Genomic DNA, 18,272 nt, shown 5'->3' with positions numbered 1-18,272 from the left:
GGTAAGGCTCGTACGCGGGCGCCTTACGGCTCGCATCCGGGCCTTACGGCTCGTACGCGGGCGCCTTACGGCTCGCATCCGGGCCTTACGGCTCGTACGCGGGCGCCTTACGGCTCGCATCCGGGCCTTACGGCTCGTACGCGGGCGCCTTACGGCTCGCATCCGGGCCTTACGGCTCGTACGGGGCCCTTACGGCTCGCATCCGGCGTTGCCGGAATCGCCCGACCGGTCGCGTCGTACGGTGGAGCGATGAGCCCTCGCACCCCCGTACGAAGCGTGGTGTCCCTCGTGCCCTCGCTCACCGAGGCCGTCGCCGCCACCGCGCCGGAGCTGCTGGCCGGGGTGACCGACTGGTGCACCCATCCGCCCGGCCTCGCCGCGGAGCGCATCGGCGGCACCAAGAACCCCGACACCGCCCGGATCGCCGCCCTCGCACCGGACCTCGTGATCGCCAACGAGGAGGAGAACCGCCCCTCCGACCTCGCCGCGCTGCGCGCCGTCGGTCTCGAGGTCCTGGTGACCGAAGTGCGCACCCTGGACCAGGCGTTCACCGAGCTGGAGCGGGTCCTGATGCGCGGCTGCGGACTGGCCCGGCCCGACTGGCTGGATGCGGCCGAGGCCGCCTGGGCGGACGTCACGGCCAGTGACCCGGCGCGGAACGCCGTCGTACCGGTGTGGCGGCGTCCGTGGATGGTGCTGGGCCGGGACACCTTCGCCGGTGACGTCCTGGCCCGGCTGGGCGTACGGCACCTCTACAGCACGCATCCCGAGCGCTATCCCCGCATCCCGATCCAGGAGTTGACGGCGCGGGACGCGGATCTGGTGGTGCTGCCCGACGAGCCGTACCGCTTCACGGCCGACGACGGCCCCGAGGCGTTCCCCGGCCTCCCGGCGGCCCTGGTCAGCGGCCGTCACCTCACCTGGTACGGCCCCTCGCTGGCCGAGGCGCCCGCCGCCCTTACGGCCGCGCTGACGGCGGCGCGCTGACGGCGGCGCGCTCACGTCCCAGGGGGACGGCTGAGAGCGACGGCCGTGGCCTCCTCGCGCTGGTCGCGCATAGTAATTCTCCCTGCGGGAGTTGATCTCGACCCTCGCGAATCCTGACCACCCCCACCACGACGGAGGACCCTTGCTGAACGTCATCGCCGTTCCCGCGGAGCCCGAGGCGGTCCAAGCGGTCCGCGACCGCGCCGACGCCCTGATCGCCGCCCCGCTCCCGGACGACGCCGAGGTGCGCGGCGACTGGGTTTGCGCGTCAGGCGCCCGGGGCGGCGCGGTGATCTATGTGCACGGCGGCGGGTTCGCCCACACCACGCCCGAGGCCGAGCGGGTGATGGCCTATCGGCTGTCGAAGGCCACCGGACGCCCCGCCCTGCGGGTGGACTACCGGCTGGCGCCCGAACACCCCTATCCCGCGGCGCTCGAGGACGTCCTGGCCGCCTGGCGAAGCGTGCTGGACGAGGGCGTCCCCGCCGCCGAGGTCGTACTCGCCGGTGAGTCGGCCGGGGCCACACTGGTGCTGTCCGCCCTGCTGGAGATCGGGCGGACCGGCGGTCCGCGGCCCGGTGCCGCGGTCGCGGTCTCACCCGTCACCGATTTCGCCCTTACCGGTGCGTCGCTTGCCGCCAACGACGGTAAGGACGTCATGAACCGGGCCGCCCTCGGCTCCATACGCGCCCAGTACCTGGCCGGCGCGCCCGCCGACCAGGCCCCGCAGTCGCCGCTGTACGGGGATCCGCGCGGGCTGCCGCCGCTGCTGATCGCCGTCGGCACGGATGAGGTGCTCCTGGACGACGCCCGCCGCTTCGCCGAGGCGGCCGACGCCGCCGGGGTGAGCGTGCGCCTGGAGGAGTACGCGGACATGCCGCACGCCTTCCATCTGTCCGAGCCGGGCGAGGTGCTGCTGGACCGGATCGGCCGGTGGCTCGCCGACCCGGTCCGCGTCTGCACCGTCAGCGAGCCGGACGCGGGGCCCTACGCGCTCACCGGCGGCCCCGACGGCGCCTTGTGGTTCACCCTGGTCCACCAGGGCGCGATCGGCCGCAGGGACGTGGACGGCGGGATCACCGTCCACCCCGTGGGAGCCAAGCCGACGGTGATCGCCCAAGGGCCCGACGGCGCCCTGTGGTTCACCGAGTACGGCACCCACCGCATCGGCCGGATCACCATGGGCGGCACGGCCTCCTCCTACGAACCGCCGACCGCCGACGGCGGCCCGTACGGGATCGCCGCGGGCCCGGACGGGGCCATGTGGTTCACGCTGTCGGGCGCCGACCGCATCGGGCGGATCACCATGGACGGCGAGATCACCGAGTACCCCGCGCCCGGAGCCTTCCCGTCCGCGTTGGCGGCGGGGCCCGACGGCGCGATGTGGTTCACCCTCAACCAGGGCAACGCCATCGGCCGGATCGCCATGGACGGCGTGACGACCGCCCACCCCCTGCCGACCGAGGCCGCCGCGCCGGTGGGCATCGCCCAAGGGCCGGACGGCGCCCTGTGGTTCACCGAGATCGGCGCGGGGCAGATCGGCCGCATCACGGTGGACGGCACCGTCACCGAGTACCCGCTGCCCGACCGCGCGGCGCGGCCGCACGCCATCACCCACGGCCCCGACGGGGCGCTGTGGTTCACCGAATGGGGCCGTGGCGGGGTCGGACGCGTCACCACCGACGGCCGGATCACGGCGTACGACCTGCCCCGAGCCGACTGCGAACCGCACGGCATCGCCCCGTACGGCGGCGCCCTGTGGTGCGCCCTGGAAACGGGCTCCCTGGCCAGGCTCGACGTCCCCCGGTGACCGTCTCGGCCCCCGGCTCCGATCCCCGGCTCCGGCCCCCGGCTCCGCCGCCCAAGTGCTGGAACCTGGCGGGGCGGGCCGGGGACCGGAGCCCCCGCCCCACCCCGCTCAGCATCCTCAGCCCTCCACAGCGCAGCAGGAGTCGCGCCGCAACAGCCGCCCCACCTCCAGCCACTCATCCGCCGACCGCCCGTGCGGTGCCGCCGCGGCACCGGCCCCCGGGAAGGACTCGACCAGCTCGCGCTGCTCGTACGGCACCCCGCCCCGCAGCACCGACACCGTCCGTACCAGCGAGTCGAAGTCCGTGAAGGGATCGCCGTCCACGACCGTCAGATCCGCCAGCTTGCCGACCTCCAGGGTCCCCAGATCGCGCTCGGCACCGAAGGCCCGCGCCGGGAGGATGGTCGCCGTGCGCAGCGCCTCCTGCGGCGACAGCCCGAAGCGGTGCAGGGCGCGCAGGGCCAGATGCAGATGGAGGCCCACCGGCACCAGCGGCTGGTCCGTCCCCAGGGCCACCACCCCGCCCTCGGCCAGAATCCGCCGGTAGACCCCGATCTCGGTGCCCAGCGTGGTCAGTTGGTCCGGCGTCGGGGGCGTCCCGGCGAGCTGCCGTACGAGCGCGGTGTCCCACGGCGGCATCAGCCGGGTGACCCGCTCGTCCTCCGCCAGCGAGGGGTCCGCGCCCACCAGGGGCGAGGCCGTGAACGGCGTGGCGATGAGCCGGAAGTCGGAGGTCGCGGTGTAGATCTCCGCCACGTCCTGCTGGGAGTGCCCGGACGCCGTCGTGGCGTGCCCGTACTCCAGCCGCTGGGTGGCCTGCAGATGCGTCGTCAGGTCCTGTCCGAGCTGTATGCCCGGTGAGCACAGATGGCTGCCGGTGCGCACCCCGAGCCGCTCATGCGCGAACCGGGCCGCCTCCTCCATGATCCAGCCCGGTGCGCGGACATACGTCTTGACGAAGTCCCAGTCGAGGGCGGCAGCGCGATCCAAAGAGCGCCGCAGACCGTCCCGGGTGCGATGCGCCCGGCCCATGCTGTAGGCGACGCGCGGTCCGTCCAGCAGCTCGCCGGTGGCCAGCAGCCGCGGCCCGGCCAGCGCGCCCGCCGCGACGGCCTCCCTGAGGCGCGCCTGCTCATAGGCGAAGCCGCCGAGGGAAACGGCCGTGGTGATGCCGTAGGCGAGCTGCAGGGCGGTCTGACGGCCGCCATAGGTGTACTGCCACGGGTGGGTGTGGGCGTCCCACAGCCCCGGGATGACGGTGCGGTCGGAGGCGTCGACGCGCCGTTTCGCGGGCCGCCCGGCCCGGTGGGCCTCCACGGCCGCGATGCGTCCGCCGCGCACCACGATGTCCACGTCCTCGCGGACCGTGGCGTCCTTACGGCCGTCACCGTCACGACCGGCGCCGCCGCCGTCGCCTCCGGTGCCGTCCCAGAACCGTCCGGCGTGGACGACGGTGTCCGCGGGGCGCGGGCGCCGGTGGTCCAGCGGGACGCGGACCGTCCGGGCGGTGCCGCGCTCGACGTCCAGCAGCCGCAGTCGGCCCGCCGACAGATACAGGACATGACGGGAGTCGCCGGACCAGGAGGGGTGGTCGGCGGCCTCGTCGGTGAGCCGACGCGGCGCGCCGTCGGGGGTGCCGTCCGCCCTTACCGGCAGCAGCCACAGGGCGGACTCGACGATGAGCGCCATATGGCGGCCATCGGGGGACCAGACCGGTCCGGAGTCATAGCGGTCGGAGAGGGAGGTGTGCGGTGCGACGGCATGCTGCCTGGCCGTACCGGTGTCGGTGTCGATCACCCGGATCAGGTTGTAGCCCTCGCGGAACCGCTGGTTCAGCCGGTTGCGATCGCACAGGGCGACATAGCGCCCGTCGGGTGACCAGCTCGGTCGGCCGGGCAGTCCGCCCGCGCCCATCGGCGCGGCGAGCACCCGTTCCGTACCGGCGTCGAGATCGCGCAGAACCAGGTTTCCCGACATGTCGACACAGGCGATCCGCTTGCCGTCGGGGGAGAGCGCCGGATGCACCCTGCCCCCGGAGGCCAGCACGGTCTCCTCGCCCGAGGCGAGGTCCCGGCGGCGCGCGGCCAGCAGCCCGTCGCGGTCGTCGGCGTACACCAGGGCGCGCCCGTCGGGCGTCCAGGTGGGGGCCAGCAGATACCGGGTGGGGGCCGCCCGTACGACCCGGCGCGGGGCGCGGCCGCCGGAGACATCGGCGACCCAGAGGGAGTTGAGGGCGGCGAAGGCCACCTTACGGCCGTCAGGAGAGAGCGCGGGCAGATGCAGCCCGCGCACCGGCCGCACCCCGCCACTATCGAAGTCGTACCGCTTGACGCGATACCGGGGCCGGTCGATGGGGAGGGTGGCGGAGAAGGGGATCTCCTCGTACGCGACGCCCTTACGGTCGGATTTCTCATCGCTTCCGGCCGCGCCGGAGCGTACCGCCGGGGACATCCGGAACACCCGGAACCGCCCATTGACGGTGAGCAGCAGCTCGTCCCGTGACACCCAACGGGGCGGCACGGGCTGCACATCTCCCGTGATCGCCACCGGCTCGCCGGCCACGACCAGCGTGCAGGAGGCGGCGGGAGCGGCCGTGGTCCGCAGATAGGCGAGGTGGCCGTCCGCCGACACGGACGGCGTCATCACCTGGGCGCCGGCGGTGGGGTCGGTGTGCTCGGCCGTGACCGGACCGGTGCCGTCGGCCCGTACGGAGGCCACCGTACGGGCGTTCAGCGTCGTCCCGGCGAGCGCACCGCGCACGAACAGCACCCGCTCGCCGTCCGCGGACCAGGTGGGGTCGAAGTCCTCCCAGGCGCCGTCCTGGAGCGGCCCGTCCTGCCCGTCCGCGCCCGTGAGCCGGGTGAGCTCACCGGTGGCCACCTCCAGCACCCAGATCCGGTACGGGCTGCCCGCCACGGGGTCGCCGCCGCGCTCGGAGGCGAAGGCGATCCGGGTGCCGTCGGGCGACCAGGCCGGACCGCGGTCGTCCCACGGGCCGTCCGTTCGCTGCCGCAAACCGGAGCCGTCGGGGCGCAGCGTCCAGATATGGAATCCGCCGCCCCGGTAGGCGCAGACGGCCAGCAGCTTTCCATCGGGGGAGTAGACCGGCCGGGTGGGCTCCAGATCGGCCGGTGTGAGCGGTACGGCCTCGCCACCCTTACGGGCGACCGACCACAGGACGTTCTGGACCTCGGCGATCATGCGGTCGCCGGACGGGGAGAGGGTCGCGGCGCCGTTGGTGGCGGCGGTGAAGGAGAGAGAGACCGGCCGGGCCGGTGCGGCGGCGGCCGTCTCGAAGGGCAGCGTGGCCGCGGTGGCGGCGGCGGTGCCCGCGGCGGCTGCCTGCAGAAAACGCCGCCGCGACAGGGCCGAGGCGGCTGCCGAGGCGGGGGAGAGCGAAGCGTCATACGTGTCCAACGGTCCTCCTGGAGCAAGGGAGTTGCATGGATCAGGAGTCGATACGCGGTACCAAGCCCTTGATCGTTACACCCGCCACGCCCCGGAGGACAAGAGCGCGTCGATGCCCTTGGCTTGCGGGCCCGGCAAAGGGAGAGTGGGCTTCCGTCCGCACCCGTCCACGCCAGACCGACTCACACGCAGACCGACCAGCACAGGCACACACCGACTTGCACCAGACCGACCAGCACCAAATCGATGTGCACCAGATCGATGAGCACCAGGAGATGAGACGGCATGCCCGACGGCGGTATCACCCACCGCACCGACCATCTGCCCACGCCCGACGGTGTGCGGGTCGCGACCTACACCTGGCTGCCGGAGCACGGCGCCCCGCGCGCGATCGTCCAGATCGCCCATGGCGCCGCCGAACACGCCCGGCGCTACGACCGGTTCGCCCGCTTCCTCGCCGCGCACGGCTATGCGGTGGTCGCCTCGGACCACCGCGGCCACGGAGCCACCGCCGAGTCGACGGGCGGCTTCGGCGTCGTGGGCGAGGAGGGCGACAGTTGGCGGGCGATCGTCTCGGACCTGCGTGCCGTCGGCGACCGCGCCCGGGCCGCGCACCCTCGCGCGCCCCTGGTCCTGCTCGGCCACAGCATGGGTTCGATGCTGGCCCGCGACTGCGCCCAGGAGTACGGCGAGGAGCTGGCCGGGCTGATCCTCTCCGGGACCTTCCGCTCCCTGCCGGGGACCGAGACCGAGGAGGCGCTGGAGGGCATCGCCCAGGAGATCGCGGAACGGGGCCGGACCGCCCCCTCCACCTTCACCCCGACCCTCTTCGCCTCGTTCAACGACCCGTACGACTCCCTTCGGGACCGGACGGGCTTCGAGTGGCTGTCGCGCGATCCGGCGGAGGTGGCCGCGTACGCGGCGGACGAGCGGTGCGGCTTCGCGTTCAGCACCGGGCTGTGCCTGGACTGGGTCCATGGCGTCCGTAAGATCAACGACCCGCGCCACCAGGCCCGTATCCCGGCCGCGCTGCCGGTGCATCTGGCGGTGGGCACCGAGGACCCGTGCAATCAGGGGATGACGCTCGTCTACGAACTCCTGGAGGACTTCCGCTACGGCGGCACGCGGGAGCTGAGCTGGAAGGGATACCAGGGGGCCCGGCACGAGATCCTCAACGAGACCAACCGGGACGAGGTCCAGCAGGACCTGCTGACCTGGCTGGAAAAGCACCTCTGAACCGTGGGCGGCCCGGCCCCGGCGGAGCCACCGCCTCAGCGCAGGAAGCCGGAGATGCGCTCCCGCAACGACGCCGGGTCCAGCCCCTGCCTCGCGAGATGCTCGTCGATCGTGCCGTAGCGGCGCAGCTCGCGCCGGGGGATGCCCAGGCCGAGCACCCGATGCGGGCGATCGGCGAGCGCGTCGTTGACGGCGGCGGTCGAGGTGCCCGCGAGATACGGCTCGACAAGCACGACATCGACTGCCGCCCCGGCCCCCGCGCCCGCACGCAACGCCCGCTCGTCGAAGGGCCGCACCGTCGTGGCGTACAGCACGGTCACATCCAGCCCCTCGACGGCCGTGAGCACGCTGTCGAGCATCGGCCCGACCGCGATCACCACGCCGCCGCGCCCCTCCCGTACGGTCAGGAAGCGGCCGGGGGCGATGTCCCGCGGGGCGGAGTTGGAGTGTGCCGACAGCCGTACGTACACCGAGTCGTCACCGGCCGCGGCCGCGTCCCGCAGCAGCGTCTCGGCCTCCTCCGGATGGCCGGGCACATGGATGGTCCAGCCGTCGAGCGTGTCCAGCAGGGCCACATCGCCGGGAGCCATATGGGTGTAGCCGCCCGCGGGCCAGTCGTACGACCCGGCCGCGCTCACCAGCACCCCGCCCACACCCTGATGCCCGAAGTCCAGCTTGACCTGCTCAAAGGGCCGCTCGACCAGAAAGCTGGCGAAGGTGTGCAGAATCGGCCGCATCCCGGTCAGCGCCAGTCCACCGCCGGCGCCGACCAGCAACTGCTCGCGGATGCCGACATTGATCACCCGGTCGGGATGCGCCCGGGCCGCGTCCGTGAAGCCGTCCTTACCGATCTCCGCCAGCACGACGGCCAGCCGGGGGTCGTCGTCGAGAAGACGGGAGACGGTGGCGGCGAAACGCTCACGCATGGTGTCCATTGCAGACAGTTCCTCTCACCCTGGAAACGAATCAGACCTTGGCCTCGACCCGGGCCACCACGGCATGCGGCCGCCCCGGGTGCGGCGCGGTGTACGCCTCGTACAGCGCCTGGTGATCACGCCCGTCCACGCTCGCCGTGGACCACCCCGCGGCCTCGAAGCGCGCGGCGATGCCCCCGGGCCGGCCATGGGTGGCGGAGGCGTTGTCGACAACGACCGTGTGCAACCGCTCCAGCCCGACGGCCCCCGCATACGCGATCGCCTCGTGATTGCTGCCCTCGTCCAGCTCGGCGTCGCCGACGAGCACCCACACCGCCGGCCCGGAACGGCCCTGCGCCCGCAACCCGAGCGCACTCCCCACGGCCAACGGCAGCCCATGCCCGAGCGAGCCACTGCTGATCTCGGCACCCGGTACGAGCACCCGATCCGGATGGTGCCCCAGCGGCGACTCGTACCCCCCGAACCCCGGCAGCAGCGACTCGGGCAGGAACCCCTTGGCGGCGAGCACGGCGTAGTACGCCATCGGCCCGTGCCCCTTGGACAGCAGAAACCGATCCCGGTCCGGAGCGTCCACCGCCTCCGGCGAGACCCGCAGCACCGGTCGTAGAGCACCCAGACCACGTCAAGCGTCGAGGTCGCGGCCGGTCCGTGCTTCTCGTCCCCGGTCATCAGGCTCATCAGCCGAGGAAGATCGTCGTACCCCTGCGCGGTGTGAACGTCGGTGAAGGTCATGGACCGAGCGTGCAACTTAAACCAAACTTCAGGTCAAGTACCCCCCTCCCCGCCAACGCCGCAGCCCACGCCCCCTCTGGCTAACGCTGAGCAACCATCCGCTCTCACTGAGTGAACACCCCGGCTGGTCCCGCCGGACTCCCGATCTTCACCCTGGGGTGGCAGCAGCCACCCCCTGAGGTGCGGTATTGTTCTTCATGCGCGGTCGGCGAGGGGAAAGCCCAAGCCGAACGAGCACCGGGACGTGGCGCAGCTTGGTAGCGCACTTGACTGGGGGTCAAGGGGTCGCAGGTTCAAATCCTGTCGTCCCGACCAGCGTTTTCGCAGGTCGGAGGCCGTTTCCGCGGGTAGCGGGGGCGGCCTTAACTGTTTCCGGGCTGGGAGCAAGTGGGAGCCCTCTGGGAGCCCTTGTGCTCCCAACTCGCAGACGTGTCAACGCCGCCCGGTTTGTCCGTCACCCGATCCGGTAGACGTGCGGTGCCGTACCGCGCCCCTGTGTGCCGTCGGCAACCGTAGGCCCCTGGGGTCACCCGGTCGATTCGGATGCTCTCTGCATCGAGAGGCATAAGGACCCTTGTCGGCTCTCGACCTCCTTTCAGGGTGGGAGCACGGAGTCGCGCTCCCCATGCGACAGGGATGGGGGGACTGTCGGTGATGTCGCTGAGTCGGTTTTCGCAGGCAGGTCGCACGCGGGCGTCCTGGTCGTTGCGAGCGACCTGCGTCAAGGCGAGGCAAAACCCCTTGGCGTCCGCCGGCAGATAGGTCACTCCCAGGGCGCGAGTGCCGTATCCGGCTCTGGAGCGCTGTGGCGAGACAGTCGGCGGGGGTTTCTCGGCGAAAAATAGTGTGCCAAGCGGACGAGGGCTTGCCGGAAATCCCATCCGTGCAGGTCATGGGGTATGCCGGTATGCGTGGAGGGTGCCGCCGAGGCGGTCGGGTCTTCGTATGTCGGGGCCGGTGTTCTGTTCCGGATCGTTGATCGGCGTGGGCAACGGGTGCGGCGGCCGGGCGTTCGCGATGCCCTGGTGGGCGCGATGAGAGTGATAGAGCTGTTCGAACTCCCGCAGAGCGTAGAGCAGTTGCCTCTGATTCCAGATCAACGTCCGGTCCGGCAGTTCACGCCGGCAGGTTTGCATCCTGTGCCGTTCAGAAATGCGTCGTTGCATGTCGTAGGTGGTCTGGCGGGATCAGCGGGCGCGCTGGGACCATGTCCGGGTGATCGTGTCACTGGTGTATGAGGTCACGAGGAAGCTTCTTTCGGTCCCAGCGGTGTTGCTGCGTCGGCAGACGTCCAGAGACGCTGAGTTGCTCGTGCTCCGGCACGAGAACGCGGTGCTGCGCAGGCAACTTGCGAGGCCGGTGCGGTATCAGTGGGCAGACCGGTTGTGGTTCGCGGCATTGTCCTCGCTGCTACCCCGGCGTCGCTGGGCGCAAGTGTTCCCTGTGACACCAGGGACGTTGCTGGGTTGGCATCGACGTCTCGTTGCACGCACGTGGGACCACAGTGAGTGTCGGAGCAGGTCGGGTCGGCCAGCGACAGCGGAAGTCATGAAGGAGTTGGTGCTGCGGCTGGCACGGGAGAACCCGCGCTGGGGTTGCCGCAGGATCCAGGGGGAGCTCGCCCGGCTGGGCCACAGGATCGGCGCCTCCACGGTCTGGAAGATCTTGACCGCCGCCGGTGTCGACCCGGCTCCCCGCCGCGCCGGGCCGACATGGCGCGAGTTCCTGACATCCCAGGCCGAAGCCATCATTGCCTGCGACTTCCTGCACATCGACCTGGTGGATCTTCGCCGGGTCTACGCGCTGGTCTTCCTCGAGCACGACACACGCCGCCTCCACATCGCTGGCGTAACCGCGCATCCGACCGCACAGTGGACAGCCCAGCAGGCCCGAAACCTCGCTCTTGAGTCGGGCGTGCGCCTGGAGTCGTTGCGCTTCTTGATCCGCGACCGGGACGGCAAATACACCGAGTCCTTCGACGCCGTCTTCGAAGCTGAGGGCATCGAAACCGTCAAGATCGCCCCGCAGTCCCCGCGGATGAACGCACACTGCGAAAGGGTCATCGGGACACTGCGGCGCGAGCCCCTCGACCACCTGTTGCTCTGGAGCGAGCGCCACGCTCTCCGTGTTCTCAGCACCTACGCCGGACACTACAACGGACATCGACCGCATCAGGCCCGGGAGCAACTACCTCCCCTCGCCGACCACGACACGGCGCCGCTGACCGACCTGAAAACCCCACGACGACTGCTCCGGACCCGTGTCCTTGGTGGCCTGATCAATGAGTACAGGTACGTGGCATGACCAGCAGTGACGCGTTTCTGAACGGCACAGGCCCGCCTCTCCCCGTTCGTCCGCCATCACATCAACATGCTGGGCCGCTACTCCTTCCAGCTCCCCGACCTGCCCGGTGGCCTGGAGCGTGTCTGAAAGATCGTGTAAGTCCGTGATGTGGCAGGCTGGCCGTGGCTCTGACCTGGGCCTTTGACCAGCCGGGACGGACGGACATGAACGACAACGAGATCCTGGCCGTCGGACCGGTCGAGGACGAGCTCGTGGATGAGGTCGTCGAGCGGTTGATGGACCGCGCCGACGCCTCGGGTGCTGCCCTGCTGGGTGAAGGCGGGCTGCTGACCGAGGTGACCCGGGCCGTGCTGGAGCGGGCCCTGGACGCGGAGATGACCGACCACCTCGGATACGAGAAACACGATCCCGCGGGCCACGGCTCGGGCAACAGCCGCAACGGCACATCGCGCAAGACGGTGCTGACCGATGCGGGGGCGGTCACACTGGCCGTTCCGAGGGACCGTGACGGGTCGTTCGAACCGCAGTTGGTGCCCAAGCACGCCAGGCGGCTCGCGGGCTTCAACGAGCAGGTCCTGTCGCTGTACGCACGCGGCATGTCGGTGCGCGACATCCGCTCGCACCTGGCCGGCATGTACGGCGTCGAGGTCTCACCGGACTTGATCAGCAAGGTCACCGACGCTGTCACCGATGAGCTCGACGCATGGCGGAACAGACCGCTGGACGCGGTCTGGCCGATCATCTACATCGACGCGCTGTGGGTGAAGATCCGCTCCGGATCCGTGGCCTCCCGGCCGGTCTACCTGGCCGTCGGGGTGGACATGGACGGCTGCAAGGACGTGCTCGGCCTGTGGGCCGGCGACGAGGGCGAAGGCGCCACGACCTGGATGACCGTGCTGTCCGAGCTCCGTAACCGCGGGGTCGAGGACGTGTGCATCGTCGCCTGCGACGGGCTGAAGGGCCTGCCCGACGCGGTCACTGCGACCTGGCCCAAAGCCACCGTTCAGACATGCGTGATCCACTTGATCCGTGCCTCGCTGAGATTCGCCTCCAAACAGCACCACGCAAAGCTGGTCACGGAGTTGAAGGCCATTTACACCGCCCCGACCGAGCAGGCCGCCGAGCAGGCCCTCGCCGACTTCACCGCAGGCGAGCTGGGCCAGCGGTATCCCGCGATCGTGCGGACCTGGCAGGCCGCGTGGAGCGAATTCACCCCCTACCTCGCCTTCCCGCCGGAGATAAGGAAGGTCGTCTACTCGACGAACCTGATCGAGTCGATCAACGCGCGGCTGCGGAAAGCCACCCGCAACCGCGGACACTTCCCCTCCGAGCAGGCCGCGTTGAAGGTGCTCTACCTCGCCATCCGTGAGCAGGTCACCCCCAGAGCGCGCGATGTCAACCACGTCGCGGCACACTGGAAGAAGGCACTGAACCAGTTCTCACTCTTCTTCGAGGACCGGCTCAACCCCAAGTGAAAATCGAGGACTTACACAAAGTTCCGTACACGCCCGTGGCCTGCGGCCCCTGCGCTCCACGGACGCGACCGACGACGAATGACCGGGCGCCGAGGCGGTCCGCGGATGGCGGAAATCGTGGCGCGGCCGTTCTGGCTGTGGCGCCGGACAGCCGGTGTTCGTCAGGGTGTCTTCGGGTGGGGGGTGTCTGCTGGCCTGTTGTGTGCTGTGTCGGTGGGTTCGGTGTGTGAGAGCGCGGCGAGAAGTTGCAGCTTCTCGTCGCTGTCGTTGTCCTTGTCGGGGTAGTAGACAACGAGGATGACGTCGTCGATGGGGAGTTTGTCGCGGTGGAGCCGTAGTTCACCGACGACGGGGTGGTGGACGGTGGTGGTGCCTCCGTCGAGGTTGCGGACGTCGTGTCGGGCCCACAGGGTGCGGAACCGCTGGCTGGACAGTGCGAGCTCTCCGACGAGTTCGACGAACCGGGGGTTGCCGGTGTCGTCCCCGATGGTAGTGCGAAGGGTGGCGATGAAGTCGGCGGTGGCTTTCGTCCAGTCCTGGTGGAAGGCCTGTTCCTCGGGATCGAGGAGGAGGGAAAGGAGCCGGTTCTCGCCGGGTCGCAGACGGGGGGAGAGGGCGACGGCCATGGGGTTGGAGGCCAGGACGTCGAAGGCGCGTCCTTCGACGAACGCGGGGATCTGAAGGTGGGCGAGGAGCTGGTACACCCGTGCCGGTACGTGCTCGGGTCGCTTGCGGCGCGGTGTCCTGGGGCGTGCTGCCGCGAGGCCGAGCAGATACGTCCGCTCGACGTCGTCGAGGTTCAGGACGCGCGCGAGTGATTCGAGCACCTGAGGTGAGGGGTTCTTGTCGCGGCCCCGTTCCAGGCGCAGGTAGTAGTCGGGGCTGATTCCGGCGAGCAGGGCGACTTCCTCACGGCGCAGGCCGGGTACGCGGCGGTTGCCGCCGGGCGGGAGTCCTGCCTGCGCCGGGGAGATCAGCTCACGCCGGGCGCGGAGGTAGCTGCCGAGCTGGTTGTCCGATTCCTCATCCTTCACAACACCACCGTAATGCGGTGCGTGCGTCTCAGCGGGGGCCCTGGCAGGACCAGGGAAGACCGGGGCACTGCCACACTCCGCGGAGCCGGTCAAGACTGGCGGTATCACTGTTTGAGAAGGACAGAGATCATCGCTGAACGGCGCCGCGGGCCCGAACGCCGTGGGTGCTCCAAACTGAAGGGAAGACCTCGTGGATCTCTCCAACCGCACCGTTTTCATCGTCGGCGGAACGTCCGGCATCGGCCGGGAACTGGCCCGGCGGTTCACCGCAGCGGGCAGCGCCGTGGCCGTCGGCGGTCGCAGCGCAGAGGCGCTCTCGGAACTCTCCGACGAAGGCATCGGCACATTCGGCATCGATGTCACCGACGGTGCCTCCGTCGCACGTGCCCGCGACGCCGTACTCGTCCGGTACCCCGAGCTGGACACCGTGGTGATCATGTCGGGCGTCATGCTCTTGGAGGACCTGCGCGACCCGGTGCACTTCGAGGCGGCGCAGACGACGATCGACACCAACCTGGTCGGCACCATCAGGGTCGTCGACGCCTTCACCCCGCACTTGGTCCAACGCGGCGCCGGCACCTTCGTCACCGTCACCTCCGGCATCGCCTTCCTGCCGTTCCCGCCCATGCCCACCTACGCCGCCTCGAAAGCTGCGGTGCACGCCTACTCCGAGGCACTGCGCGCGCAACTGGACGGCACCGGCGTCAGCGTCGTCGAGCTCGTCCCCCCGGCCGTCGCCACGGCAGGACAGGAGAAAGTGAACCCGCAGGCACTGCCGCTTGACGACTTCGCCGCCGAGGTCATGCAGTTGCTCTCGCAGAACCCCACCCCTGACGAGGTCCTGGTCGAGCGGGTTCTCGCGCTCCGCTGGGCCGAGCGCGACGGCACCTACGACGACCTCGTCGCAAAGCGCTCCCAGGCCCTGGCCATGCTCCCCAGCCGCCAAGGCTGACATCTCCCTCACCCCATGGCCGTCGCCTCGGCCGCAGCAGGGCTGGTGCTCAGCGGCGGCTGTCGCCCGGGGCGAGCAGGCTGGTGAGTTCGGAGATCGCTTCCGGGGAGGGCTTGAAGTAGCGGCGGACGTTCTCCGGCTTCTGATGCCGAGACTTCGCCATCAGCATCAGCAGCGAGGCGCCCTGCTCGCCGAGGTGGCTGAGGCCGGAGTGGCGATACTCGTGCAGGCCCCAGCCGGTCCCCGGGCCGCGCAGGGCGGTGTGCTGATCCAGTAGCGCGCGGGCCTGCCCGTACGACAGCCGGGCCAGCCCGGTGTCCGGACACACGTCGCGGGGGCTGACGACTTTGCCGGGTCCGGGACGGCGGTGCGTGACGAACACCGGCCCGCGCGTACGGTCCTTCAGCAGGCGGGGCAGGAGCCGGGCCGTGCCGGCATCCCAGTAGACGGTCTCCAGCATGAAGTCATCGCGGGCCTGGCCGCGACGGCGGGCTTTGGTCCGGGCGCCCTTGGCCTTGACCGGGCAGCGGCGTCCGGCGAAGTCCAGCTCCTCGATGTTCACCCCCAGGATCTCGTCGGAGCGTGCGACGGTCTCGTAGAGCATCCGCCACAGCGTCTTTTCCCGCAGGTGCACCTCGCGCCGGGCGATGAGCCGGTCGATCGCCATCTTCGAGCGAGCCGGGGTCTCGGAGTCGGGCACTGCCAGCCGCTTCGCCCAGGCCTGGGACCGCCGGGCCGTCATAACCGCGCTCGCCGCACCATCCCAGCCAGGACATCACCGCCGCGCGGCGGGCGTTCCAGGTGTTCACCGAGGAGGTGCCCCACAGCAGTTCCAGGGTCTCACCGATCTCGTCGTCTGCGACCGTCGACAGCGGCCGACCCTCACCGAGGCGTTCGACGGTCTTCCCGACCCCGATCCCGTAGTTCCGGACGGTGTTCGGGTTGCCGAGCGAGTCGAGGAACACGTCGGCCGCCGCGCGGACGGTGAGGGCCTTACCGGCCGGCAGTTGTAGGACGGTGGGCACCGCTTCCCCTTTGCCACAGATAACAGGGCCGCTTCACGTAGCGCCCGGAGCGCGTCACCGCAGGTGACGGATCAAACTACCGTAGATATTAGGGTGTTATCTGTGGGAAGACTTCAGCGGATGCCTGGGGCCGATGCTCCGTCAGCCGCCGACCAGGGCCGACGGAGGCTTAGCGCACGATCTGACATGGATGTTCCTCAGACCCCGATGCGGCCCGATCGGGCGTGAGATCCATGCCGGGATTCTCTCAGAAGTGCCTCGCACAACATGCGGGTTTCGAGAGGGCTTTCGCGAACGGCGACCTGCGGAAACGTGATCACTCCGGGGACTCTCGCAGAACTCTCACAGACGAACATTTATGAGAATAACCGTGCGTGACACCCGTGGCCGGGGAACGCCCGGCGGCTGTCCCGTCTCGCGAGACCTTGCATCTGTCTCACCCGACCTTGTCCAGTTCGCGTGTCAGGGACAAGGTCGGGTGAGACAGTCCAGGTCAGCGCGCTGCCGTCTGTCGACCGGCGAGGGTGGAAACGCGCCTCGCCGACAACATCAAGTGAGACGAGGAGACTTCGACGTCTCACTCGACTTTGCATATCCGCAGGTCACAACGCCGTTCGGCGGCAAGATCAAATGAAACGGGACAGCGGCTGGCCGTAGCGCCGATTTTCGTTCCGGTGTTCCCCGCCCACCGTGAGTCAACATCGCGACGACAGGTCAGCACCGCCAGCCGCGTACACCGCTCAAGTTCGGGAGACCCGTCAGAATGCCCTGATATCCGTAACCCCGAAACCGCCCGGCGGGCTGTATCCGGGAGTACCCCGAAATTACCGAGGACATTTCGCATAAGAGTTTCTAACCTGACGCGTTCACCAGGCAAGTCCGGATCTTGATGTCGGAACGCAGAAGTGCTCCCTGAGCTGTGATGATCCGACTTGTCGAAGATCAAAGCATCGCAGCTGGGAGCACTTGCCACGTGAACTCCACAACGTCTCGTTCGAGGCCGTCTAATGCGCTCGGGGTTTGACGGAGCCGGGATGCTGGACACTTGTTGGTCCAGAACCTTGGGAGGGCTCCGTGTCACGCAGCTATCCGCCTGAGTTCCGTCGCAAGGTTCCTCGACCTCGTTGCTATGGGACGCCTGGCCGGCACGTTGTCCATCCCGCGACCGACTACCGCCGGAGGAGACCGTCAGTTGGTGGCGAGAAGGTGCTCCAGCCAGTTGCGGCGTGCCGCGACAGCGGCCTTGCTGATTCGCGCCTCGGGGGCTTTCCTGTCGAAACCGTGGATTCCGCCGGGCCACACGTGCAGCTCGGCTTCGCCGCCAGCCTGCCAGATCCGGTCGGCGTAGGCGAGGATCTCATCGCGCAGGCACTCGGCGGAGCCGACGTCGAGGAATGTGGGCGGCAGGCCGGCCAGGTCGGTGGCGCGGGCGGGCGCAGCGTACTCCGGCACGTCAGCTCCGCCCTGGGCGTCGCCGAGCAGCGAGCTCCAGGCGAACCCGTTGCGGCTGCGGTCGAAGAGTTCGACGTCGTCCATCTGCAGGGCCGAGGCGCTGTCGTTGCGGTCGTCGAGCAGCGGGGCAATCAGCAGCTGGCCGAGCAGGCGGGGACCGCCCTTGTCGCGCACGGTCAAAGCGAGCGCGGCGCTGAGGGCGCCGCCGGCGCTGAAGCCCGTGACGACGATGCGTTCCGAGTCGATGCCGAGCTCGTCCGCGTGGTCGGCGACCCACAGCAGACCGGCGTAAGCGTCGTTGATCTGGGCGGGGTAGGGGTGCTCGGGCGCGAGCCGGTAGCCGACCGAGATCAGCGTGGCCCCGAACCGCTCGGCCGTCTCGAGTATCTGGTCGAGCCCGGTGCGGTGATCGCTACAGTAGAAGCCGCCGCCGTGTATGAAGTAGAGCGCCGGCCGCGATGCGGGCGCGCCGGAGGGTGTGCACACCAGCAGCGGGATCTCGGGGGCGCCGTCCAGGCCGGGCACCGAAGGCTGGAGGACGGTGAAGCGCCCGCCATGGCTGAGGTCCTCGAGCGCCGCCACTGCGGCGTCGACCTCCGCGCGGATCACCGACAGCTTCTCGAGACTCATCGGCGCCAAGTCCGGTTCCTCCGCCAGGTAGGCGTCATAAGCGACCTGAAGTTCGGCATCGAGAGGAACGGGAACGGCGGGCACGGTCTTTCCAGGTTCAAGATCCATACGCGCACGCTAGCGCCCCTGTTCCTTTCGCATCATCCGGATTTCAACACCTTGCCGATCGCGCAGCAGGGCCGGGCGGATCAGCGGCGCGGGTCAGGCGTGGGCCTGCTCGATCTCGACCAGTTTCACCGAGTAAGTCCGGATCTTGATACCGGAACGCAGAAGTGCGCCCTGAGCTGCGATG

The 18,272-nt window shown here is 69.9% G+C and carries 11 protein-coding genes, 1 tRNA gene and 3 pseudogenes; 8 read left to right on the top strand and 7 right to left on the bottom strand.

Annotation, left to right across the window (positions count from 1 at the left end):
- Positions 1-249: 249 nt before the first annotated feature.
- From STRVI_RS30850 to STRVI_RS55035, 3 genes and pseudogenes are all read left to right on the top strand, one after another.
- The gene (locus tag STRVI_RS30850; RefSeq protein WP_014059490.1) at positions 250-987 is read left to right on the top strand and encodes a helical backbone metal receptor; all 738 of its coding nucleotides are present in this window, start codon (positions 250-252) and stop codon (positions 985-987) included.
- Positions 988-1,231: 244 nt separating this feature from the next.
- Positions 1,232-1,867: pseudogene (locus tag STRVI_RS55040) on the top strand (alpha/beta hydrolase); the annotation flags it as partial.
- Complete coding sequence (locus STRVI_RS55035; protein ID WP_435532631.1) at positions 1,862-2,797, top strand: Vgb family protein; 936 nt, start codon at positions 1,862-1,864, stop codon at positions 2,795-2,797. The pseudogene STRVI_RS55040 and the gene STRVI_RS55035, both read left to right, overlap by 6 nt.
- Before the next feature lie 117 nt (positions 2,798-2,914).
- On the opposite strand, the gene STRVI_RS30840 is transcribed toward STRVI_RS55035, so the two are convergent.
- Complete coding sequence (locus STRVI_RS30840) at positions 2,915-6,214, bottom strand: amidohydrolase family protein (RefSeq protein WP_014059488.1); 3,300 nt, start codon at positions 6,212-6,214, stop codon at positions 2,915-2,917.
- Positions 6,215-6,490: 276 nt separating this feature from the next.
- Between STRVI_RS30840 and STRVI_RS30835 the strand changes: the two genes are divergently transcribed.
- A complete protein-coding gene (locus tag STRVI_RS30835; RefSeq protein WP_014059487.1) occupies positions 6,491-7,441 on the top strand; it encodes an alpha/beta fold hydrolase in 951 nt (316 codons plus the stop codon).
- A 35-nt stretch (positions 7,442-7,476) separates the two neighbouring features.
- On the opposite strand, the gene STRVI_RS30830 is transcribed toward STRVI_RS30835, so the two are convergent.
- Positions 7,477-8,376, bottom strand: coding sequence for a transketolase family protein (locus STRVI_RS30830; protein ID WP_014059486.1), 900 nt, complete (start codon positions 8,374-8,376; stop codon positions 7,477-7,479).
- Positions 8,377-8,407: 31 nt separating this feature from the next.
- A pseudogene (locus STRVI_RS30825) lies at positions 8,408-9,108 on the bottom strand (transketolase).
- Positions 9,109-9,346: 238 nt separating this feature from the next.
- On the opposite strand from STRVI_RS30825, the gene STRVI_RS30820 reads away from it, so the two are divergent.
- A tRNA-Pro gene (locus tag STRVI_RS30820) sits at positions 9,347-9,423 on the top strand.
- Between the two features lie 575 nt (positions 9,424-9,998).
- On the opposite strand, the gene STRVI_RS30815 is transcribed toward STRVI_RS30820, so the two are convergent.
- A complete protein-coding gene (locus tag STRVI_RS30815) occupies positions 9,999-10,274 on the bottom strand; it encodes a hypothetical protein (RefSeq protein WP_043236812.1) in 276 nt (91 codons plus the stop codon).
- Between the two features lie 49 nt (positions 10,275-10,323).
- On the opposite strand from STRVI_RS30815, the gene STRVI_RS30810 reads away from it, so the two are divergent.
- Together STRVI_RS30810 and STRVI_RS30805 are read left to right on the top strand one after the other, a co-directional pair.
- The gene (locus STRVI_RS30810; RefSeq protein WP_014059485.1) at positions 10,324-11,412 is read left to right on the top strand and encodes an integrase core domain-containing protein; all 1,089 of its coding nucleotides are present in this window, start codon (positions 10,324-10,326) and stop codon (positions 11,410-11,412) included.
- Positions 11,413-11,615: 203 nt separating this feature from the next.
- Positions 11,616-12,887, top strand: a complete 1,272-nt coding sequence (locus STRVI_RS30805; protein WP_014054022.1) for an IS256 family transposase — start codon at positions 11,616-11,618, stop codon at positions 12,885-12,887.
- Between the two features lie 161 nt (positions 12,888-13,048).
- Here the strand turns inward: STRVI_RS30805 and STRVI_RS30800 are convergent, their stop codons facing one another.
- Positions 13,049-13,921: a helix-turn-helix transcriptional regulator gene (locus tag STRVI_RS30800; protein WP_014059484.1), complete on the bottom strand. Its 873-nt coding sequence runs from the start codon at positions 13,919-13,921 to the stop codon at positions 13,049-13,051.
- A 190-nt stretch (positions 13,922-14,111) separates the two neighbouring features.
- Here STRVI_RS30800 and STRVI_RS30795 point away from each other — a divergent pair, with 190 nt between their 5' ends.
- Positions 14,112-14,873: an SDR family oxidoreductase gene (locus STRVI_RS30795; RefSeq protein ID WP_014059483.1), complete on the top strand. Its 762-nt coding sequence runs from the start codon at positions 14,112-14,114 to the stop codon at positions 14,871-14,873.
- 49 nt (positions 14,874-14,922) lie between these two features.
- On the opposite strand, the pseudogene STRVI_RS30790 reads toward STRVI_RS30795, so the two are convergent.
- Positions 14,923-15,898: pseudogene (locus STRVI_RS30790) on the bottom strand (tyrosine-type recombinase/integrase).
- 1,188 nt (positions 15,899-17,086) lie between these two features.
- A complete protein-coding gene (locus tag STRVI_RS30785) occupies positions 17,087-18,064 on the bottom strand; it encodes an alpha/beta hydrolase (RefSeq protein WP_251982778.1) in 978 nt (325 codons plus the stop codon).
- Between the last annotated feature and the right edge of the window lie 208 nt (positions 18,065-18,272).

The sequence above is a fragment of the Streptomyces violaceusniger Tu 4113 genome, assembly GCF_000147815.2.
Classification (GTDB): domain Bacteria; phylum Actinomycetota; class Actinomycetes; order Streptomycetales; family Streptomycetaceae; genus Streptomyces; species Streptomyces violaceusniger_A.
This window is presented reverse-complemented; position numbering and strand designations above follow the sequence as displayed.